Source organism: Mesorhizobium sp. CNPSo 4671 (genome assembly GCF_057784245.1).
In genome coordinates this window covers 47,633-68,303 of record NZ_JBWLUW010000017.1, presented here as the reverse complement: position 1 = coordinate 68,303, position 20,671 = coordinate 47,633, and the positions used below count along the sequence as shown (strand labels likewise).

The 20,671-nt window shown below is 63.8% G+C and carries 21 protein-coding genes; 7 read left to right on the top strand and 14 right to left on the bottom strand.

The genetic code is table 11. The annotated features are described in order from the left end of the window. Positions 1-80: 80 nt before the first annotated feature. The 3 genes from AC04SF_RS32365 to AC04SF_RS32355 all read right to left on the bottom strand — a co-directional run bounded on the left by AC04SF_RS32365 (position 81) and on the right by AC04SF_RS32355 (position 3,915). Positions 81-1,163: an ABC transporter ATP-binding protein gene (locus tag AC04SF_RS32365; protein ID WP_488481093.1), complete on the bottom strand. Its 1,083-nt coding sequence runs from the start codon at positions 1,161-1,163 to the stop codon at positions 81-83. Next, the gene (locus AC04SF_RS32360) at positions 1,160-2,740 is read right to left on the bottom strand and encodes an ABC transporter permease (RefSeq protein ID WP_488481092.1); all 1,581 of its coding nucleotides are present in this window, start codon (positions 2,738-2,740) and stop codon (positions 1,160-1,162) included. The genes AC04SF_RS32365 and AC04SF_RS32360 overlap by 4 nt, the downstream gene beginning before the upstream one ends. A gap of 167 nt (positions 2,741-2,907) precedes the next feature. Further along, positions 2,908-3,915, bottom strand: coding sequence for an iron ABC transporter substrate-binding protein (locus AC04SF_RS32355; protein WP_488481091.1), 1,008 nt, complete (start codon positions 3,913-3,915; stop codon positions 2,908-2,910). Between the two features lie 319 nt (positions 3,916-4,234). On the opposite strand from AC04SF_RS32355, the gene AC04SF_RS32350 reads away from it, so the two are divergent. From AC04SF_RS32350 to AC04SF_RS32340, 3 genes are all read left to right on the top strand, one after another. Next, a complete protein-coding gene (locus tag AC04SF_RS32350; RefSeq protein ID WP_095199684.1) occupies positions 4,235-4,786 on the top strand; it encodes a sigma-70 family RNA polymerase sigma factor in 552 nt (183 codons plus the stop codon). Between the two features lies 1 nt (position 4,787). Further along, a complete protein-coding gene (locus AC04SF_RS32345) occupies positions 4,788-5,426 on the top strand; it encodes an NrsF family protein (protein ID WP_488481090.1) in 639 nt (212 codons plus the stop codon). A 217-nt stretch (positions 5,427-5,643) separates the two neighbouring features. Next, positions 5,644-7,554 carry a PAS domain S-box protein gene (locus AC04SF_RS32340; RefSeq protein ID WP_488481089.1) on the top strand — a complete coding sequence of 637 codons (1,911 nt, stop codon included), beginning with the start codon at positions 5,644-5,646 and terminating at the stop codon, positions 7,552-7,554. Positions 7,555-7,581: 27 nt separating this feature from the next. Here the strand turns inward: AC04SF_RS32340 and AC04SF_RS32335 are convergent, their stop codons facing one another. The 7 genes from AC04SF_RS32335 to AC04SF_RS32305 all read right to left on the bottom strand — a co-directional run bounded on the left by AC04SF_RS32335 (position 7,582) and on the right by AC04SF_RS32305 (position 13,028). Next, positions 7,582-8,460, bottom strand: coding sequence for a 3-hydroxybutyryl-CoA dehydrogenase (locus tag AC04SF_RS32335; RefSeq protein ID WP_013892834.1), 879 nt, complete (start codon positions 8,458-8,460; stop codon positions 7,582-7,584). A 116-nt stretch (positions 8,461-8,576) separates the two neighbouring features. Further along, entirely contained in the window at positions 8,577-9,506 is a 930-nt protein-coding gene (locus AC04SF_RS32330; protein ID WP_096450681.1) for an electron transfer flavoprotein subunit alpha/FixB family protein, read from the bottom strand. 20 nt (positions 9,507-9,526) lie between these two features. After that, positions 9,527-10,276: an electron transfer flavoprotein subunit beta/FixA family protein gene (locus AC04SF_RS32325; protein ID WP_488481088.1), complete on the bottom strand. Its 750-nt coding sequence runs from the start codon at positions 10,274-10,276 to the stop codon at positions 9,527-9,529. Between the two features lie 235 nt (positions 10,277-10,511). Next, positions 10,512-11,312, bottom strand: a complete 801-nt coding sequence (locus AC04SF_RS32320) for a rhomboid family intramembrane serine protease (protein WP_488481087.1) — start codon at positions 11,310-11,312, stop codon at positions 10,512-10,514. 31 nt (positions 11,313-11,343) lie between these two features. Then, a complete protein-coding gene (locus tag AC04SF_RS32315) occupies positions 11,344-11,925 on the bottom strand; it encodes a cob(I)yrinic acid a,c-diamide adenosyltransferase (protein WP_488481086.1) in 582 nt (193 codons plus the stop codon). Positions 11,926-11,944: 19 nt separating this feature from the next. After that, positions 11,945-12,136 (bottom strand): twin transmembrane helix small protein, encoded by a 192-nt coding sequence (locus AC04SF_RS32310; RefSeq protein ID WP_202352521.1) that lies wholly within the window; start codon positions 12,134-12,136, stop codon positions 11,945-11,947. 25 nt (positions 12,137-12,161) lie between these two features. Further along, positions 12,162-13,028 (bottom strand): SDR family oxidoreductase, encoded by an 867-nt coding sequence (locus tag AC04SF_RS32305; RefSeq protein ID WP_488481085.1) that lies wholly within the window; start codon positions 13,026-13,028, stop codon positions 12,162-12,164. A gap of 58 nt (positions 13,029-13,086) precedes the next feature. Here AC04SF_RS32305 and AC04SF_RS32300 point away from each other — a divergent pair, with 58 nt between their 5' ends. Continuing rightward, positions 13,087-13,938, top strand: a complete 852-nt coding sequence (locus tag AC04SF_RS32300) for a YihY/virulence factor BrkB family protein (protein WP_027047430.1) — start codon at positions 13,087-13,089, stop codon at positions 13,936-13,938. Positions 13,939-14,032: 94 nt separating this feature from the next. On the opposite strand, the gene AC04SF_RS32295 is transcribed toward AC04SF_RS32300, so the two are convergent. Further along, positions 14,033-14,944 carry a DMT family transporter gene (locus AC04SF_RS32295; RefSeq protein WP_488481084.1) on the bottom strand — a complete coding sequence of 304 codons (912 nt, stop codon included), beginning with the start codon at positions 14,942-14,944 and terminating at the stop codon, positions 14,033-14,035. Between the two features lie 150 nt (positions 14,945-15,094). Then, positions 15,095-15,970, bottom strand: coding sequence for a tRNA glutamyl-Q(34) synthetase GluQRS (gluQRS, locus tag AC04SF_RS32290; RefSeq protein WP_488481083.1), 876 nt, complete (start codon positions 15,968-15,970; stop codon positions 15,095-15,097). A 75-nt stretch (positions 15,971-16,045) separates the two neighbouring features. Here gluQRS and AC04SF_RS32285 point away from each other — a divergent pair, with 75 nt between their 5' ends. Together AC04SF_RS32285 and AC04SF_RS32280 are read left to right on the top strand one after the other, a co-directional pair. Beyond that, positions 16,046-16,687 carry a DNA-3-methyladenine glycosylase family protein gene (locus AC04SF_RS32285; RefSeq protein WP_488481082.1) on the top strand — a complete coding sequence of 214 codons (642 nt, stop codon included), beginning with the start codon at positions 16,046-16,048 and terminating at the stop codon, positions 16,685-16,687. A 128-nt stretch (positions 16,688-16,815) separates the two neighbouring features. Further along, positions 16,816-17,373 (top strand): HNH endonuclease, encoded by a 558-nt coding sequence (locus tag AC04SF_RS32280; RefSeq protein ID WP_010911702.1) that lies wholly within the window; start codon positions 16,816-16,818, stop codon positions 17,371-17,373. Positions 17,374-17,773: 400 nt separating this feature from the next. Here the strand turns inward: AC04SF_RS32280 and AC04SF_RS32275 are convergent, their stop codons facing one another. Together AC04SF_RS32275 and AC04SF_RS32270 are read right to left on the bottom strand one after the other, a co-directional pair. Then, positions 17,774-18,292 carry a disulfide bond formation protein B gene (locus tag AC04SF_RS32275; protein ID WP_488481081.1) on the bottom strand — a complete coding sequence of 173 codons (519 nt, stop codon included), beginning with the start codon at positions 18,290-18,292 and terminating at the stop codon, positions 17,774-17,776. A gap of 78 nt (positions 18,293-18,370) precedes the next feature. After that, complete coding sequence (locus AC04SF_RS32270) at positions 18,371-18,958, bottom strand: YqaA family protein (protein WP_096450663.1); 588 nt, start codon at positions 18,956-18,958, stop codon at positions 18,371-18,373. 573 nt (positions 18,959-19,531) lie between these two features. Here AC04SF_RS32270 and AC04SF_RS32265 point away from each other — a divergent pair. Then, positions 19,532-20,605 (top strand): DUF3616 domain-containing protein, encoded by a 1,074-nt coding sequence (locus AC04SF_RS32265; protein ID WP_488481080.1) that lies wholly within the window; start codon positions 19,532-19,534, stop codon positions 20,603-20,605. Positions 20,606-20,671: the final 66 nt, after the last annotated feature.

Here is a 20,671-nt window from a genome sequence, read left to right as displayed (position 1 = left end):
GAGCCTCGCTGAGCCGAATACGGAAAACGCATCATCGCGCGATCGCGCCACTGCATGCCGGGCGCAGCGCCGTCAGACCTTCAAGCGAACACATGCGCCTTTCCCGACACGGTGAGCCGCACGATCTCGCCGACCGCCGGCGCATCCATGCCGGATTTGCGCAGGATCAGCGGCGTGTTGCCGATCGCGGCGGCGTCCGGCGGATCGGCATTGTTCAAGAGCCGCACCGCGACTGTGCATGTCGACCCGGCGAATTCGGATTCCGTCACCTCGCCAAACAGCATGTCAGGGGTGCCCGACATGCCTTCGCGCGAAGTTCTCTTCAGGGCAATCTGCTCCGGCCGCAGCATGATGCGGGCGACATCGCGGCTGTCGGACGTGTCGACTGCGATGCGGCCGAGCGGCGAGTTGGCGAAGCCGCCGGAGATGCTGGCCGGCAGGATGATGGCGTCGCCGAGGAATTCGGCGATCATCCTGTCCTTCGGCTTGAGGTAGAGATCGCGCGGCGTGCCGACCTGCGAGAATATGCCGTCGCGCATCACCGCCACTTGGGCAGCGAAGGACAGCGCCTCGGCCTGGTCATGCGTCACCAGGATGGTGGTGATGCCGGCCGCCTCCAGAAGTTCGGCCACCGCCTTGCGCATCGAGGCGCGCAGGCCGGTATCCAAGGCCGAGAACGGCTCGTCGAGCAGCATCAGCCTCGGCTTCATCGCCATGGCGCGGGCGAGCGCCACGCGCTGCTGCTGGCCGCCGGAGAGTTCGTGCGGGCGGCGCCTGAGGATCGCCTTGTCCAGCCCGACGATGTAGGCGAGTTCGACGATGCGCTCGGTGCGCTTGTCCTCGCCCCGGCCCAGACCGAAACCGATATTGTCTGCAATGGTCAGATGCGGGAACAGGGCGCCGTCCTGCGCCACCACGCCGATGCCGCGGCGATGTGCCGGGACGGCGGCGCCGCCATTGGCCAGCACCACGCCGTCGAGCACGATGCTGCCCTGGTCCGGCGCCTCGAAGCCGGCGATCAGCCGCAGTAGGGTCGTCTTGCCGCAACCGGAGGGGCCGACAATTGCGGTACGGCTGCCGCTGGCGACATTGAGGTCGACGCCGGCGAGTGCTGCGACCGGGCCGTAATGCTTGTGCAGGCCGCTGATTTCGAGAAAGCTCATCGTCCGGCCATCCGTTTCGACTGGACATAGAGCAGCCAGGTCAGCGGCAGCGACATCGCCACCATGATGAAGGCGTAAGGGGCCGCCGAGGCGTAGTCGATCTCGCCGCTGTAGGACCAGAACGCCATCGCCAGCGTGCGGGTGCCGTTCGGCGCCAGCATCTGGGTCGCGGTCAGTTCGTTCATGATGCCGAGCGCCACCAGCGCCATGCCGGCCGCCGCACCCGGCGCCGACAGGCGGATGGTCGTCGACCACAGCGCGTTGAGCGGACGCCGGCCGAGGCTGGACGCGGCGCGCTCGAGCTCGACCGGGGCCTGCGCGATCGAGGCGCGCAGGCTGACCAGGGCTCGCGGCAGGAACATGAGTGCATAGGCGACCAGGATGGTGAACAGCGTCTGATAGAGCGGCAGTGCGATGCGCACGGTGATGGTGACCAGCGCCAACGCGATGACGACACCCGGTAGCGAGCCGACGATGTAGTTGCAACCCTCCAGCAGGCGCTGCAACGGTCCCGGCGCGCGGATCGAGATCCAGGCCATCGGCATGGCGGCGATGGTGGCGAGCAGCGCGCCGACAAGTGCCAGGAACAGCGTCTGACCGAGCGCCAGGCCGATCTCGTCGAGACGCCAGACATCGGCACCGCCGGCGATGAGCCAGCGGCTGATGGTGACGAACGGCACGCCAAGCGCCAGCAGCGTGGTGACGACAAGCAAGGCCACGCTCGGAATGGTGGCGCGGCCGAGGCTTGTGCGCTGCTGGAAGCGCGCCGCGCCGGAGCCGACACGGGCGTAACGCTCCTCGCCGCGCACCAGCACTTCGAGGCCCAGAAGCACGAAGCAGCAGGTCACCAGCACGCCGGCCAGCATGTTGGCGGCCGGTCCGTTGAAGGTCGACTGGAACTGGTCGACGATCGCGGTCGTGAAGGTGTCGAAGCGGATGAAGACGTAGAGGCCGTATTCGGCCAGCAGATGCAGCCCGACCAGCAGCGAGCCGCCGCAGATGGCGAGCCTGAGCTGCGGCAGCACGACACGCCAGAACACGCGCCAGGGGCCCAGGCCAAGGGCTGCGGCCGCATCCTCCAGGGCCGGATCGAGGCGGCGCAGCGCCGCCGATATCGGCAGATAGAGGAAGGGGAAATACGCGATCACGGACACCAGCACGCCGGCCCACAGGCCGTGCAGTCCCGGCACCATGGTGATCCAGGCATAGGAGTGCACGAAAGCGGGAATGGCGAGCGGCGCCACGCACAGCCAGGCCCACAGCCTGGCGCCGGGCAGATCGCTGCGCTCGGTCAGCCAGGCCAGCGCGACCGACAGCACGATGGCGATCGGAACGGCCAGCAGCACCAGCAGCGTGGTGTTGACCAGCAGTTCGCCGACACGCGGCCGGAAGACCAGTGCGGAGACAGTTTCCCAACCGGTCTGCACCGCGATCCAGATGATGAAGGCGAGCGGCACAAGGGCGAGCAGCGAGACGAGAACAGCGGCAGTGACAAGCCAGGGTGCCGCCCGCCGCTGCGGCCTTCTGCGCATCTTCGGCGGCAGGCCCGGGCGCGTGAGATCAACGGCGGACTGCATCAGGTCAGACGCCGTGCCGCTGCCGTCCAGCGGCAGCAATTGAAGAACCGCGATCGCGGCCAGGAACGCAGCGTGTCGTCATCGACGAATGCCATCTCGAAAACAAAACGCTCCCGCGGCAGTCCCGCGGGAGCACGGTCTGACGTCCTTATCAGGACGAACGGCAACTAAAGCAAGCCGGCTGCCGTCATCAGGTCGGTGACCTTCTTGGAGTTCAGCGTCGTGGGATCGATCTTCGGCGCCTGCAGATCGACCAGCGGCACCAGCTTGGGGTTGGACCCGGCACCCTTGCCGACCGCGTATTCAAAGGAGGTTCCGTTCTTCAGCACCTCCTGGCCGCCCTTCCCGGTCACAAACTTCAGGAACGCCTGGGCTTCCTTCGGATGTTTGCTCGAGGCGAGCACGCCGCCGCCGGAGACCGAGACGAAAGCGCCCGGATCCTGGTTCTTGAAATAGTGCAGCGCGACGTTCTTGCTGTTCTCGCCGGTCTTGGCCTGGTCGCCAAAATAGTAATAGTGGTAGATCACGCCGCCTTCGATCTCGCCGGCGTTGACCGCCTTCATCACCGTGCTGTTGCCCTTGTAGGCAGTGAAGTTTGTCTTCATGGCCTTCAACCAGTCCGCCGTGGCGGCCTCACCCTTGAGCTGCAGCAACGCGCTGACGATGGCCTGGAAATCGGCGCCCGAGGGCGAGGCCGCCCAACGGCCCTTCCAGCTCGGATCGGCGAGGTCGAGCAACGACTTGGGCAGCTGGTCGGCCTTGAGCTTGGTCGTGTTGTAGGCAAAGACGGTGCTGCGCGCGGCCACGCCCACCCATTTGCCGCTGGCGGCCTGGTAGTCCTGCGGCACCTGAGCCAGCGTGTCGGCGTCGACCGGCGCGAACAGGCCGGCATTCTCGACCAGCACCATGGCCGGAGAATTCTCGGTCAGGAACACGTCGGCGGGCGAGGCGGCCCCTTCGGCGACGATCTGGTTGGAGAAGTCGCTGTCGCCGCCATTGCGCAAGGTGACCTTGATGCCGGTTTCCTTGGTGAACCCTTCGGCCCATTCCTTGGCCAGGCTTTCGTGCTGGGCGTTGTAGACGATGATGCCGCCGTCCTCGGCCATCGCCGGACAGGCAGCCAGGCTGATTGCAAGTGCGGCGGCACCAGCAAGGGCGGAAAGGGTGAATTTCATGGCGTCATCCTCGACATCGTTGGTCTTTGCACGCTGCACCTATCGATACCTGACAGGCATAGTCAACATTGTTGATCTGCTTCAATCGGTCGCTGAGGCGCAAAGGTCGACGCAAAGCGGACAATTCCATGTGATGGCGGCCTGGATCGACGGTTTCTCGCGAAACGGGATCGCAAGACCTGTAAGGTGACCCGGTATGCGGCGGCGCCTTCAGGACCCGCAAACTTTCGTGATTTGCCCGTAGTTTGGCTTGGACATTATTTCGCCGGCCACGTAACAAATCAGTGCCGAGACACGAAAATCGGGGGAGTGAACTCTTGTGAGCGGCAAGGACGAGGCCGAGCTTTCCCGGCTGTTACGGGCCGCGATCGCGGGAGATGAAAGGGCCTACGCCGACTTTCTGCACCGGATTGCCGCGCTGGTGCGCGGTTTTGTCCGGCGCAAGATCGTGCAGGGCGGGGTCGATCCCGAGGATGTCGTGCAGGAAACCTTGCTGGCCATTCATGTGAAACGGCATACCTGGCGCCAGGATGCGCCGGTGCTGCCGTGGATCTATGCGATCGCCCGCTTCAAGCTGATCGATGCGTTCCGGCGGCGTGGACGACGCATCGAGATCGATGTCGACGATATCGCCGAAACCTTCGCCGAGCCGGAGACCGAAACCGTCAGCGAGCGCGACATCAACCGGGCCTTGGACGGGTTGCCGCCGGCGCAGCGCTCCGTGGTCTCGGCCGTATCGGTGGAAGGCCGCTCGATCGGCGAAACGGCAGCGAAGTTCGGCATCAGCGAGACGGCGGTGCGTGTGTCGCTGCATCGCGGGCTTGCCGCCATAGCCAAGCGATTCGGGCAGGGCCGGTTTGGGCGGGAGTGACATGAGGACCGAGGATCTCATCAAGGCGCTCGACGCCGATGCAAGCAGCAAGGCGATGCCTTTGCGCTCGGCCTGGTGGCTGGCTGCCGGTGCGGCCATTGTCATCGCGGCAGTCGTTTTCCTGCTGACGATCGGCCCGCGCCCCGACTTCATGGTGGCCACGCACACGATGCGGTTCCTCTCCAAGTTCGTTTTCACCATCGTGCTGGCCGTCAGCGCCTTCGCCTTGATTCGCGCTTTGTCGACGCCGGGTGCCTCGACACGTTGGGCGATGGCAGGGATGCTGGCCGCGCCGCTGCTGGTGGCCGTGGCGGTGGTGCTGGAACTCTTCATGGTGCCGGAGGCGTTGTGGGGCACGCGCATGGTGGGTTCCAACATGATGATCTGCATGGGCTTCATCCCGCTGATCGGCATCGGCCCGCTGGCCATCTTCCTATGGATGCTGCGCTACGGCGCGCCGACACGGCCGGTGCTTGCCGGCGCGGTGGCGGGGCTGCTCGCCGGCGGGCTGGCGGCGACCTTCTATGCCGCGCACTGTTTCGACGATTCGCCGCTTTTCGTCGCCACCTGGTACACGATCGCGATCGCAGCGCTGGCCTTGCTTGGTGCGCTTGGCGGGCGGTTGTTCGTGCGCTGGTAGCAGGATACCGGCGGCTATACCCGCGAATACCGATCCTTAATCATGCCGGCAATTGTTTGCCGGTTGTCCATGTCACCAGTACCCCCAGCGCAACCTTTCCTTAAAATCGATCCTTCAGGGTTTTAACGGGAAAAAGCGATTGCCCACGGGGGTGGCACGGATCGTGAGATTACCAGGACCCATCAGGTTCCACAAACATGCAGCGCCGGCGCTGCTTGTGGCCGGCCTCGCCGTCGCGGTGGCCTCGGTCGTGCCGCAGCGGCTGGACCTTGGCGCCGAGGCACTCAGACTTTGTCTTCAGATATCGGTCGCCATTGCGGGCGGCGCGCTTTTCCTCGCCGGGCTGTTTGTCATTCGCATCTCCGACGACAGGCGGCAGATCGCGCAGAGCGAGCAGCGCTTCCGCCAGGCCATGCAGGATTCGGCGATCGGCATCGCCATCGTCGGGCTGAACGGGCGTATTCTGGAAACCAATCCGGCCTTCGCCTCAATGCTTGGCTACAACCGCGAAGAGATCGAGGCGCTGACCTTTTTCCAGATCACCCATCCTGACGACCTGCATATCGGGCGGGAAACCATGGAAGGCATCAAATCCGGCGCGGTCAACGCCTTCCAGTTCGAAAAGCGCTACCTCAAGAAGGACGGCACAGCTGTCTGGGCGCATCTCGCCGGTTCCGTCATTCGTGACGAGAAAAGCGGGCGCCCGCTCTATCTCGTCTCGCAGATCGAGGACATCGACGCGCGCAAGCAGGCCGAGGCGCGCATCGCGGAGGCCGAAACGCGCTGGAATTTCGCGCTCGCCGGCGCCGGCCAGGGCGTGTGGGATCTCGACGTGCGCAAAGGCGGCACGACCTATTCCTCGACCTGGGTCAAGATGCTGGGTTATGCGGATGGCGAACTCGACGGCGATCCGGATCGCTGGCTGACCATGATCCATCCCGACGACCGCGAGACTGTCGCCGAGGCGGATCGCGAGCATCTCGCCGGCAAGACGGAGTTTTTCGAGGCCGAGTTCAGGATGCGCCACAAGGATGGCCGCTGGGTCTGGATCCTCGACCGTGGCAAGGCCATCGAGCGCGATGGGGACGGGCGCCTGATCAGGGCCATCGGCAGCCTGACCGACATCACCCGGCGCAAGGAGGCCGAAGAGCGCCTGACCCTGTCGGCGGCAATGCTGGCCGACGAGAAGGAGCGCCTCCGGGTGACGCTGCAGTCGATCGGCGATGCCGTCATCTGCACCGATGCGGCCAACCGCGTCACCTTCATGAACCCGATTGCCGAGAAGCTGACCGGCGTTTCCGGGGAAGCGGCTCTCGGCAAGACGCTCGGTCATGTCTATTGGGCGGTCGACGAGGAGACAGGTCACAGGATCGGCGTGACACGGCCGGCGATCGGCGCGGAGGCGCCTTCCGACCAGAACAGCCGCGCCGTGCTGATCCGCCGCGATGACACGCGTTGCAGCATCCGCCAGGTCGTGTCGCCGATCATGAACGAGCGCAACGAATTCTGCGGGCTGGTCATCGTCTTCCAGGACTTCACCGATGCGCGCGCCCTGCAGCGCCAGCTTGCCCATGCCGCTGCGCATGATGCGCTGACCGGCCTTGCAAATCGCTCGAGCTTCATCCGCACCATGGAGGGATTGGTCGATCAGGCGCGCAAGGACGGCACGGCGGCCGGGAGCGGCCATCAGTTCATGTTCATCGACCTCGACCATTTCAAGCTGGTCAACGACACCGGCGGGCACGCCGCCGGCGACGCCCTGCTGAAGCGGGTCGCCGAGGCCGTGCGCGGCGTGCTCGGGCCTGAAGACATCGTCGCGCGCCTGGGTGGCGACGAATTCGCGGTCGTCCTGAAATCGGGTTCGACCGCGGGCGCCAGGATCGCGGCACGCTCCATCATCGATGCGATAGCCGGCCTGAACTTCACCTGGGATGGCCGACCGCATGCGATCGGCGCCAGCATCGGGCTGGCGGCGATCAACGGCCATTGCGGCGAGGCGGACGAGATCATCGCAAGGGCCGACGCCGCCTGCTACGCGGCCAAGGCTGCCGGCCGCGGATGCGTTTCCGTGGCGCCGGATGACAGGCTCACCGACGACAAGCCAGAGCCGTTTGCCGCAGCCTCCTGAGGCGAGATTTCCCGAAGATCGTAAGGCTCAGCGCGTCGGAACGGGGTGCTCGCCGCGATAGTCGTAAAAACCGCGCCCGGTCTTGCGGCCGAGCCAGCCGGCCTCGACATATTTGACCAGCAGCGGGCAGGGGCGGTACTTCGAATCCGACAGGCCGTCATGCAGCACCTGCATGATCGACAGGCAGGTGTCGAGGCCGATGAAGTCGGCCAGCTGCAACGGTCCCATCGGATGATTGGCGCCCAACCGCATGGCCGTGTCGATGGCATCGACCGAGCCGACACCCTCATAGAGCGTGTAGATCGCCTCGTTGATCATCGGCAACAGGATGCGGTTGACGATGAAGGCCGGGAAATCCTCCGAGACCGTGATCGTCTTGTCGAGCTGCTTCACATAGGTCTTCGCTGCTTCGAAGGTCTGGTCCTCGGTGGCGATGCCGCGCACCAGTTCGACCAGCTTCATCAGCGGCACCGGGTTCATGAAATGTATGCCGATGAAGCGCTCCGGCCGGTCGGTCTGTGCCGCAAGCCGCGTGATCGAGATCGATGAGGTGTTGGTCGCCAGTATGGCTTCGGGGTTGAGCTGCGGACAGAGCTGGGCGTAGATCTTGCGCTTGACCGTCTCGTCTTCGGTTGCCGCCTCGATCACCAGATCGGCGCCGGCGAGATCGGCCATCGCCGGTGCCGAGGCAATACGCGCCATCGCCTGGTTGCGCAGCTTCTCGTCGAGCTTGCCGGAGCCCACCTGGCGGGCCATGTTGCCGCTGATGGTGGCAATGCCCTTCTCGATGCGGTCGGGCGAAATATCGTAGATCAGCACCTTGTAGCCCGATAGCGCGGAGACATGGGCGATACCCCCGCCCATCTGGCCTGCGCCGATGATGCCGATCGTCTCGATCTTGCTCATTACACCGATCCCGTCCAAAGGCTTTTGCAGCCTGCTTTTTGTGCGGTGCAAACTAAAAGGGCGGGGCGACTTCGTCTACCCCACCCCAAGCATTTAATACGCTTTGTCTGAGAGCGTCAAAGCGCCTTCTGCAACTCCGGCAGAATGACGAAGAGATCGCCGACGAGGCCGTAGTCGGCAACCTGGAAGATCGGCGCCTCTTCGTCCTTGTTGATGGCGACGATAACCTTGGAATCCTTCATGCCGGCGAGGTGCTGGATGGCGCCGGAGATGCCGACCGCGATGTAGAGATCCGGAGCGACCACCTTGCCGGTCTGGCCGACCTGCCAGTCGTTCGGCGCATAGCCGGCATCGACTGCGGCGCGGGACGCGCCAACGGCGGCACCGAGCTTGTCGGCGACCGGCAGGATGACCTCCTGGAATTTTTCCGAGGAACCGAGCGCGCGGCCGCCCGAGATGATGATCTTGGCCGAGGTCAATTCCGGACGGTCGGTCTCGGACAGCTTGTTCTCGACGAAGGAGGAGAGGCCGGGATTGGCCGCCGCCTTGACGGTCTCGACCGCGGCCGAGCCGCCCTCGGGCGCTGCCTGGAAGGAAGCCGTGCGCACGGTGATGACCTTCTTGGCGTCGGTCGACTGCACGGTCTGGATGGCGTTGCCGGCATAGATCGGGCGCTTGAACGTATCCGGCGAGACCACTTCGATGATCTCGGAGACCTGCGCGACATCGAGCAGGGCCGCGACGCGCGGCGCGACGTTCTTGCCCGACGAGGTCGCGGGTGCGATGATGGTGTCGTAACCGCCGGCCAGCGACACGACGAGTGCGGCCGTCGGTTCTGCGAGGCGCTCGGCGAGCTCGTCGGCTTCGGCGAGCAGCACCTTGCTGACGCCCTTGAGCTTGGCTGCGGCGTCGGCCGCACCCTTGGCGCCCTTGCCGGCGACCAGCACATGCACGTCCGAACCGATCTGCAGGGCGGCCGAAAGCGCCTTGGCGGTCTGGTCGGAAAGGCTGGCGTTGTCGTGTTCTGCGATGAGGAGAATGGTCATTTTATCTGTTCCTTCCGATCTCAGAGCACGCCGGCTTCGTTCTTGAGCTTGTCGACCAGTTCGGCGACACTCTTGACCTTGACGCCTGCCTTGCGGCCACCCGGCTCCTCGGTCTTGATGACTTTGAGGCGCGGCTTGACGTCGGCGCCGTAGTCGGCCGGGCTCTTTTCATCGAGCTGCTTCTTCTTGGCCTTCATGATGTTGGGCAGCGAGGCATAGCGCGGCTGGTTGAGGCGAAGATCGGCGGTGATGATCGCCGGCATCTTCAGTTCCACCGTCTGCAGGCCGCCGTCGACTTCGCGGGTCACCTTGGCCTTGTCGCCGTCGAGCACCACCTTGGAGGCGAAGGTGCCTTGCGCCCAGCCGAGCAGGGCCGCCAGCATCTGGCCGGTCTGGTTCGAGTCGTCGTCGATCGCCTGCTTGCCGAGGATGACGAGGCCGGGCTGTTCGGCGTCGACGACACCCTTCAGCACCTTGGCGACGCCGAGCGGCTCGGTCTGTTCGTCGGTCTTGACCAGGATGGCGCGGTCGGCGCCCATGGCGAGCGCGGTGCGCAAGGTCTCCTGCGCCTGCTGCGGGCCGATCGAGACGACGATGATTTCCTCGGCCTTGCCGGCTTCCTTCACCCGGATCGCCTCCTCCACCGCAATCTCGTCGAACGGGTTCATCGCCATCTTGACGTTGGCGAGTTCCACCGCCGAACCATCAGCCTTCACGCGAACCTTGACGTTCGCATCCACAACCCGCTTCACGGGCACAAGGATCTTCATTTGCCTGTCACCTCTTCACGCTAGTTGGGCGCGCTATAACAGCTTGCGCCCCTTCTGAGTTGTCGAAAGCCGACATTCCTGACTGAATTCCGGCCAGACCGAATTCTGGCCGGATGGAAATTCTGGTCTTTGCCCGTCTTGGGCTGCTCCTTAACAGCCTTGGGGCTCAGACGGAGACGTTTCCGTAGTTTGGGCAACCCCCGCCGTCAATACGCTGAAAGCGGCTCAAATCGGTTCAGTTTGGACCAGAAGGGTTTCCCCGGCCCCAGCGCGTCGTGGTGGCCGGCGCTTCAGGCGCCGCTGGTTCGGCGGCAACCGGCGGCTGGTCTGATGTGGGAACCACCGTATCCTCGTCGGCACCAGCAAAAAGCGGCACGCCGCGGCTACGCAGGACCAGCACCAGCACGGCACCGGCAATGATGCCGCCGATGTGGCAGGCCCAGGAAATCTGGTCCTCGCCACCAGCGGCGAACATGAAGACCTGGAACAGCACCCACAGGATAAGCGGGATGAAGGCCGGAATGCGCAGTGGTATGCGGGCAAAGGCAAGCACCCAGACCTTCACCCTGGGATAGAGGATCAGGTAGGCGACGACCACTCCGGCGATGGCGCCGGAGGCGCCGATCAGTGGCACCTGCGAATTCCAGGCGACGAGGCCCTGGAAGGCGGCGCCGGCGATGGCGCACAGAAGGTAGAAGATCAGGTAGCGGGTGTGGCCGAGCGCGTCCTCGACATTGTCGCCGAACACCCACAGGAACAGCATGTTGCCGCCAAGGTGGAAGATATCGGCATGCAGGAACGAATAGGTGAGGTAGCTCAGGCTTTCCGGAATGATGATGAACCGAGGATCAAGCTCGGCCGTGTTGTGAACGACCGACGGAATAAAGCCGAGGCCAAGCACGGCGGCATTGGTGAAGTTCTCGCCGCCCAGTGCCGTGGCGCAATAGACCAGCGCATTGGCCACGATCAGGCCGATCGTCACATATTGCAGGCGGATGTGGCGCAGCCTGTTGGTGTCGTAAAGCGGGATGAACATGCGTGCCTGGCCCCTCCGCTTTATGGTCCGTTCAGCGGTTCTTGCCGGGAACCCATAGCACGTCGGCATTTCCATTGTCATTGACCGCCCGGGCGGCGACAAACAGGAAATCCGAGACGCGGTTGATGTATTTCAGCCCATCGCGGTTGACGTGCTCGCTCGGGTCTTGAGCCAGCGCCACCATCAGCCGTTCGGCCCGCCGCGCCACCGTGCGGGCGAGGTGAAGCGCCGCCGCCGCCGGCGTGCCGCCGTTGAGCACAAAGGATTTGAGCGGCTGCAGATCCTTGTTGAGGAGGTCGATGTCCTTTTCGACGCGATCGGTCTGCGTGGCCACGATGCGCAGCGGCTCATAGCCAAGCGGCTTGCCGTCGTCAGGCACGGCCAGATCGGCGCCAAGGTCGAAGAGATCGTTCTGGATGCGCGATAGCATGGCATCGATCGCCAGGTGGGTCTGCGCCGTGTGCACGCGTGCCATGCCGATGCAGGCGTTGGCCTCGTCGACCGTGCCGTAGGCATCGACCCGCAGATCGGATTTCAGCCGCCGCTCACCGGTGCCGAGACCCGTCGTGCCGTCATCGCCGGTGCGGGTGTAGATCTTGTTGAGCTTGACCACATCGCCTCTCCGAAAGCCCTCACTTGCGGGTGAAATACACGGCCAGCAGGATCAGCATCAGCGCCACGGCCTGCAGCATGACGCGTGCCTGCATCAGCTTGTTCGAGGTGACGCCGGAACCGCCGCGCATCATGTTGATGAGGCCTCGGATCAGCACGATCACCACGGCGGCCATGACCAGAATGGCGAGGATGTTGAAGACGGTTGCCATCGTTGCGTTTCCAGTTGTTTCGCGTTCAGGCGCGCTTGGCCATCAGGCGGTAGAGTATCGATGCAGGCAGGACGCGTTTGAGTGCGGCGCCGATCCTGGCCGGCACCGTTACCACATAGTGCGGGCGCGGGCGCCGCGACAGAAGTGCATGGCGCAGAACCTTGTGGACCACTTCCGGCCCAGGCTTCAGCGCCGACTGGCTGCCGCCGGCGCGCAGCCGCTCCAACTGCGCGGCATAGTCGGCGCTGTGCACGGAATTCTCGATGTCGATGTTTTTCAGGAACCAGGGCAGGCCGTTGCTGGCGATCTTCGATTTCACCGGCCCCGGTTCGATCAGGCAAACATGGACGCCGCTGCCTTCCAATTCCTGGCGCTGACAGAGCATCAGCGCTTCGAGTGCATGTTTGGATGCCGAATAGGCACCACGAAAGCGTACCGGCACGAGACCAAGGATCGATGAGCAATGGACGAGGCGGCCTTGGCGCTGGCGGCGCATCACCGGCACGAGACGGCTGGTCAAATCATGCCAACCGAAGAAATTGACCTCGAACTGCTCCTTGAGCACTGCCACCGACAGGTCTTCGACGGCGCCGGCCTGGGCGTAGGCGCCGTTGTTGAAGAGCGCGTCCAGCCTTCCGCCCGTGCGCTCGAGCACTGAAGTCACCAAAGCGGCGATTGAGTCCGGTTCGCTATAGTCGAGATAAAAAGCCTCGATGCCGTCCGTTTCGAGGGCGGCGATGTCTTCCGGCTTGCGCGCCGTGGCGAACACGCGCCAGCCCTCGGCCTTCAGCGCTCGCGCGCAATAGGCGCCTATGCCTGAGGACGCACCGGTGATGATGATGGTGCGCAACTCGGTCGCTGGAGAATTCGTGGTTTGACTCAGGGTTGCCATTTGCCGCATTCACTTCCCATATTCGCGGCGTCGAGACAATCGAAGGGAGCGCGCGTCCTTGCTGCGGAATATTGTCGCCCTGCGCCGCGTGCTCTACGACGCGCTCGGTCATTTCAACACCGATGACGGCTGGGCGATGGCCAGCCATCTGGCGATCACCTCGCTGATGGCGCTGTTTCCGTTCCTGATCTTCGCCACGACGCTGGGCAGCTTCCTCGGCGCCCAGGCCTTTGCCGACACGGCCGTGCACCTGGTCTTCGACACCTGGCCGGATCAGATCGCCAAGCCGATCGCGCATGAGGTGCTGAACGTGCTGACCGTCCGGCGCACCGATCTGTTGACCTATGGCGTGCTGCTTGCCGCCTACTTTGCCTCGAACGGCATCGAGGCGCTGCGCACGTCGCTCAACCGCGCCTATCGGGTCACCGAGACGCGCGGCATCATCTATCGCCGCGTGCAGAGCATCTTCTTCGTGCTGATCGCGACGGCCGGTTTCCTGGCGATCAGCGTGCTTCTGGTGTTCGCGCCGTTGCTGGCGCGGTTGGCGGAAGCGCATTTCGAATGGATCAAGCCCTATACCGGCACGATCACGCTGTGGCGTTACGTCATTGCCTCAGCCGTAATCATCGGCGGATTGTTTGCCGTACATTACTGGCTACCTGCCGGCAAGCGCCGCTTCGTCTCGCTGGTGCCCGGCATCGTCTTCACGCTTGCGGCATGGCTCATCGGTTCGACGATGTTTGCCACCTATCTCGACCATTTCTCGTCCTATGTGACGACTTATGCTGGTCTCGCCTCGATCATGATCGCGGTGGTTTTCCTCTACATCGTCTCGGCGATCTTCATCCTTGGGGGCGAGCTCAACGCTGCCATCAGCCGTTATCTGGAGGCGCGGGCGCGGGTTGGATGAGGAAATGAGGAACTGGAGAGTTGAGGAGCTGAGGAACTGAGGAACGAGCACACAGCGCCAGATATGGCCGCTTTTTCTTCAATTCCTCTATTCCTCAATTCTTCAGTTCCCCAATTCCCAGCCCCACAGCTCTCCCCTTGGCCTGCCGCGCCGTCGCCAGGCCGACGCCGAAGGTGGTGATCGCCATGCCGACGATCTGCAGCGCGTTGAGCTGTTCGTCGAACAGCGCCCAGGCGATGATCGCCGTCACCGCCGGCACCAGGTAGAACAGCGAGGCGACTTTCGACATTTCGCCGTCGCGGATCATCACCATCAAAAGGAAGATGGCGCCGAGCGACAGCACCAGCACCAGCCAGGCCATGGCGAAGATCAGTTCGCCGTTGATGATGACGGTGTGTGTTTCGAAGGCGAGCGCGGCCAGGATCATCAGCGCGGCGCCGCCGACATATTGCCACATGGTCGCCGCCACCAGGTCACCGCCGGAAGCAAAGCGCTTTTGCCAGATCGTGCCGGCGCTCATGCCGAGCACCGAGACCAGCGAGGCGGTCAGTGTCGCCGCGGTCACGCCGCCGCCCAGCGCGCCAAGCTTTGGCCACAGCACGATGACGATGCCGATCAGGCCGATGCCGAGGCCAAGCCAGTGGCGCGGCAGGATGGCCTCGCCCAGGAACTTGCCGGCCAGGACGGCCGTGATCAGCGGTTGCAGGCCGACGATCAGGGCCGAAAACCCGGCCGGCATGCCCCTGTGGATGGCCCAGAAGACGGCGCCGAGATAGACGCCATGCATCAGCACGCCGGCGCCGGTGGCGTGCAGCGCTTCCTTTCGGGTGGCTCGTTTCGAGCCTAGGACGGGCATCAGCACAGCCAGCAGGATGGCCGCAATGACGAAACGGGCGGCGAGGAAGGTGAACGGCTCCGCCCACGGCATGGCGTAGCGCGCGCCGATGAAGCCGGTCGCCCACAGGACGACGAAGGTGGCGGGGATGAACCGCTTGATGCTGTGCATTTTCGGGAGACCGCGACGCTGGTGAGAACTGAACGTGGCGTTGCTCTAGCCCCGTTCAAGCCGGCGTGCAAAACGAAACGATTGATCCATGCATCACGGGAATTCAATCGGTGGCGGGTTCTGCGGGTGGTTCTCCCGATCTCGCAGCCGTCAAAGTCCGACCATTCGCCTGATATCGTCGGGGCTAGCGCCGGCCCCGCGCAGCTTGGCAAGGCCGGTGTCGCCAAGGCTCTTCGATAGTTTTCGCCCGTCCGGTCCGAGGATAAGCCGATGGTGGAAATAGGCGGGTTGCGGCAGCCCAAGCAGTTCCTGCAGCAGGCGCTGCACGCCGGTGGCGGAAAACAGGTCCTGTCCGCGCACGATATGGCTGACGCCTTGCAGGGCGTCGTCGACAATGACGGCGAGGTGGTAGCTGGTCGGGATGTCGCGGCGCGCCACGATCACGTCGCCCCAGTCCTGCGGACGCGCTTCGACCGAACGGGTCGCGGACAGCGTCTCATCGGTGAACTCGGTCCATGCGAGGTCTCTGCCGACATGCGCCATGGCGGCGCCGATATCCAGCCGCCAGGCGAAGGGCGCATTTTCGGCGATGCGCCGCTTGCGCTCGCTCACGCTCAACGCCTTGTCGGACGGAGGGTAGAGCGGCACGCCGTCGGGATCGCGCGGCCAGTCGCGCCCGCGCTTTTCGCCGTCGGCGATGAAGGCCCTGATCTCGCCACGGCTCATGAAGGCGGGATAGACGAGTTCTTCTTGGATCAACCGGTCGAGCACCGCCTCGTACTCGGCGAAATGCTCGGACTGGCGGCGCACCGGTTCCTCCCAGCCAAGCCCCAGCCATTTCAGATCGGCAAACACGCCCGCCTCGAATTGCGGCGTGCAGCGCGTGGTGTCGATATCCTCGATGCGCAGCAGCAGGCGGCCGCCACCGGCCTTTGCCAGCTTCTGGTTGAGCAGCGCCGAATAGGCGTGGCCGAGATGCAGTTCGCCGTTGGGGCTGGGCGCGAAGCGGAATGTCAGGAGCGTCATGTTTCAGGCGGCAATCGGGTTGTGCTGCGGTTTCGGCGGTTGCTACTTTGCGGCACATTCGCGGACAAGGATACCATGCAACGCATCGCCACACTGGACGACATTGCGCTCGGGCTCGATGCGCTTTGCATCATCGACCCGCGCCTGGAAAAGGTGCGTGGCATGGCCGGCGAAGTGCCGCTGCGGCTCTCCGAGCCTGGCTTCAGGAGCCTCGCCTCGATCATCGTCTCGCAGCAGGTCTCCCGGGCGAGTGCTGATGCCATATTCGGCCGGCTGACGAAGCTGGTCGATCCGCTGACGCCGCAGGCGATCCTGGCCGCCGGCGAGGACATGTTTCGCGAGGCCGGCCTGTCGCGGCCCAAGCAGCGCGGCCTGATCGCGATTGCCCAGGCCGTGGCCGACGGGCTCGACCTCAATCACCTCTGTTCGCTCGATGCAGAGGAAGCGATCACGGCGATGACGGCGGTGCCCGGTATCGGTCCCTGGACGGCGGAAGTGTACCTCCTGTTCGCCGCCGGGCACCCCGACATTTTTCCCGCGCGCGACGTCGCGCTGCAAACGGCGGTCGGCCATGCGCTCGGCATCGACCCGCGTCCGCCGGAGAAAACACTGATCGCATTGGCCGAATCATGGAGCCCGTGGCGAGGTGTCGCATCGCGGCTTTTCTGGTCCTATTATCGCGAAACCAGGGGCAGGGACGCCGCACCGCCCGCCTGAATCCGCAAAAAAGCATAAAAATCATGCTTTTTTGGCACGTCGCGCGAACCACAATCCGCTTCACATCCCTGTCATGTCGGGCTTACAGTATCCGCGCCGTTCGGGTCTAGAACCAAGGAGGTAAACACGTGACGGTTGCCGTATCTCCGGATGGGCTTCCAGCACTGGTGCTGAATGCGGATTACCGTCCGCTCAGCTATTACCCCTTGTCGCTCTGGTCTTGGCAGGACGCCATCAAGGCGGTGTTCCTCGATCGGGTGAACATCGTCGCTGAATACGAGCATGCGGTGTCCTCGCCGACCTTCTCGATGAAGCTGCCGAGCGTGGTCAGCCTGAAGGCTTATGTGAAGCCGTCAAGGCATCCGGCCTTCACCCGCTTCAACGTCTTCCTGCGCGACCGCTTCCAGTGCCAATATTGCGGTACGCCTGACGATCTGACCTTCGACCATGTCATCCCCCGCCATCGCGGCGGTGCGACGACCTGGGAGAATGTCGTGGCCGCCTGTTCGCCCTGCAATCTGAGGAAGGGCGGCATGATGCCGGCGCACGCCAAGATGTGGCCGCTGCAGAAGCCCTATCAGCCGACCGTGCATGATTTGCACAACAATGGCCGCCTGTTCCCGCCGAACCATCTGCATGAAAGCTGGATGGATTATCTCTACTGGGATGTCGAGCTGGAGCCATAGAGTTCGGCAGAAATCCGCCATGCTGGCCGCCTGACGCAGCTTTCTGCGCTTCCGGTGCTCACGCACTTATCGGACCAGCTTGGCCGTGCTCACTTATCTGCGGCTTCGCATTTACCGACCGGCTTCCCCACTCCGTCGCTGCTTCGCAGCGCCACCTCTCCCCCCTCCGGAGGGAGAGGAAGGGAGCCTGTTAGCGGCCTGGAGTAGAGAGCCTGTTGGACGAGCGCTGGCTACAACAGGCTCGCGCCCTTCCTCTACCCCGTCGATCGGGGGAAAGGTGGCTCGGCGAAGCCGAGACGGACTGGGGGTCGACCTGGCTCGGGCGTCGAAAGCCGCGCCACGCGACTCAGCCTACCGAATTTTGCTCGAACCCTGCGCCGTGCGACTCAATCGAATTTGATCAATCGCTGGCCAGCGCGCCGCGGAAGGCGACGGCCGCGAGGATCAGGCTGGCGATGGCGTTCCAGCCGGCCAGCGACAGGCCCAGGATGCGCAGCGCGGCCTTGTCGCAGGAGGGCGGCACGAATTTGTCGAGCGCGTCGAGCACGCCCTTGCCGCCGGTGTCGACCGGGCCAGCGCCCGCCGTGCAATCGGTCGGGCCGGCCCACCACTGCCATTCGACGCCGGAATGGTAGACGCCGAGATAGAGGCCGTAGAGCATCAGCAGGCCGCCAATGCCCAGCAGGCCACGCGTCAGCCAGACCGGCGCGCGCAGCATCGAGGCAATCACCGCCAGCACCATCAGCGGTGCGCCGATATAGTAGGGGGTGCGCTGTTCCAGGCAGAGGTGGCAGGGGATATAGCCGCCAATGTACTGGAAGCAGAGCGCCGAACCAACGGTCGCGGCCATGGCGACGGCGAGAAACAGGGCGGTTCGCGTCCGCTGGCGTCCGGTATCGGCATTCATGGTCGCTGTCATGGGTCTTTCGTCCATTGAGTTCGCCGCCCGCTAGGTCCGCTTGCCGTCTCAAAGCCGTTACCCGGTTTTGACGAGGCCTCAGAGGGCGTATTTGACGACGATATAGAGCAAAATCAGGGCAGCCGCCGCGGCGCCGACGATCAGGCCGAGGCGCTTTTCGATGAACTCGCGGATCGACTCGCCGTAGCGGCGCAACAGCCAGGCCAAGAGTAGGAAACGGGCGCCGCGCGCCACGATGGCCAGCGCGATGAACAGCGCCAGATTGACGCCGATAACGCCGGACAGGATCGTCACCACCTTGATCGGCGGCAGGTGCGCCGCGCCCGAGGTGATCAGCATCAGGATGATGAAGCCGACGCCCGACGAGACGCGCAACTGCTCGAACTCGTCATATTTGCCGTAGAATTCGAGGATCGGCCTTGCCACCGCCTCATAGGCGTAGTGACCGATGAACCAGCCGGCAATGCCGCCCAGCACCGAGGCGACGGTGGCGATCAGCGCATAGCGATAGGCGCGATCCGGCCGCGACAAGGCCATCGGCAGATAGAGCACGTCGGCCGGCACCAGGAACACCGAGCTCTCGACGAAAGCGATGAAGGCCAGCCACCATTCGGCGGATTTGCGCGCCGCCAGCGACAGGGTCCAGTCGTACAGTCCGCGAAGCATCGGCTCTCCTATGCGTGTCGCCCAAAAGTGCGCAGATGCCTGGGGTGAAACAAGACCCAAACCGTGCGCGGCCATCCTTCAGATGCGCCATGCTGCATGCGCCGCCTGTCTAGAAAGATTTTCCGCGCTGCACAATGGCAGCACAGTCACGAAATCAAAAGGCGAAGATTGGTCGCATCCGCGCGCCTGGCTCTCAAATCGAATATGCGGCTACGAGTCTCCGTTGAGTGGGGCGTCGGATTTTCCCGAAACGGGCCCCAGCGCTGTCGAAGGGATGATTTGATAGAGCACCGCACGGCTTTTCCAGAGGGACGGCTGTTTCACTCAGTGCTGCCGGCGAAATAAATGCCAATGCATTGCAAGTATCCAAAATAGGGATAAAGTCGATGTCACGCAGAAATTCTTTTAGTATTGCAGCGCAGCATCTCTATTATTGAGAAAGGCGGTTTGCGTGAGCAACGCGGTCGATCGGTTGAAAATGGCGACATCTATTTTGGACTTTGCGGCGCGGAGGGAGAATGGACATCTTGCGATTTGCAAGTTGCCCTCGGACGATGGGGGAGGTTCCTACATATGATGCGGGTCGAAGGCGTGACGTATCGACGGTATGTGCAAAAATGGCTGGTCGTAGCCGCTTGTGCCATGATCGGACATGCCGCATCCGCCGGATCCCTGGCGCCAGTCGGTGGGCCTTGGCAGAGCGAGGCCGGGCTGCCGTTCAAGAAGAAGACGCGTCGATCGGTGAGTGGAATCGCCTGTGCGGTTCAACCGGCTCCGCAAAGATGCCTGCTGGCATTGGATGAGGGTTCCGCCACGCGCACGATCCTGTTGGGAGACGAATCCTTCGCGGTGGACGAAAAACCACTCGACTTGCCGCTGGACGGCGCGGAGATGGACGCCGAGGCGGCTGCCGCGGACAGTGGGTTTTACTATCTGCTTGGCTCACACGCCCGCAAGCGCGAAAGCTGCGAGTTCAATCCGGCCAGCCACCATTTGCTCCGCCTCGGTTATGATCCGGCCAGCGGAGCCGTTCTGACAGACGCCAATGGCAAGATAAGCGATATCACCGACGCCACCGGGCTGGACAAGGTTTTTGCTGCCGTTTCGGGCGTTAAAGAGCATCTCGACGACTGTCTTGATGATGGCCAAGGCGTGGACATGGAAGGTATGGCCGTCATGGGGCCGAAGCTGTATCTGGGCTTTCGGGGACCGGCAAACGCCGGCTATGCGCCAATTCTGGCTCTCGACAAGAAGGCCCTGTTCGCCAATGAACCCGCCTCGCCCGAATTGACCAATCTAGAGGTTGGCAAGGGGCGCGGCATCCGTGATCTGGCAGCCGTCAAGGACGGTATCCTGGTCCTTGCCGGGCCAGGAGATGCGGAGCTGAGCGCTGGTACGTCTCCGCCAACATGGACCTTCAGCCTGTGGGATGGCTCGCATGATGACGGCGGCAAGGCCACGCCCAAATTGTTGACCGAACTTGACCTGTCAGGGGTCGCGCTCCGCGACGGCGCGGGCTGTGACGATAAGGAAATCAAACCGGAAGGCATTGCCGTGCTCAGCGATGAGCCGCATCGCCTTAAAATTCTGGTCCTGTCCGACGGCATGTGCGATGGCGGCCCCCTGGTCTTCTCCGTCGATTTCTAGAGGCATCGCTATCACGGAAACCAGTGGCGAAATCTGGCGGTATCCGGGATCGTCGGCAATTGGCCA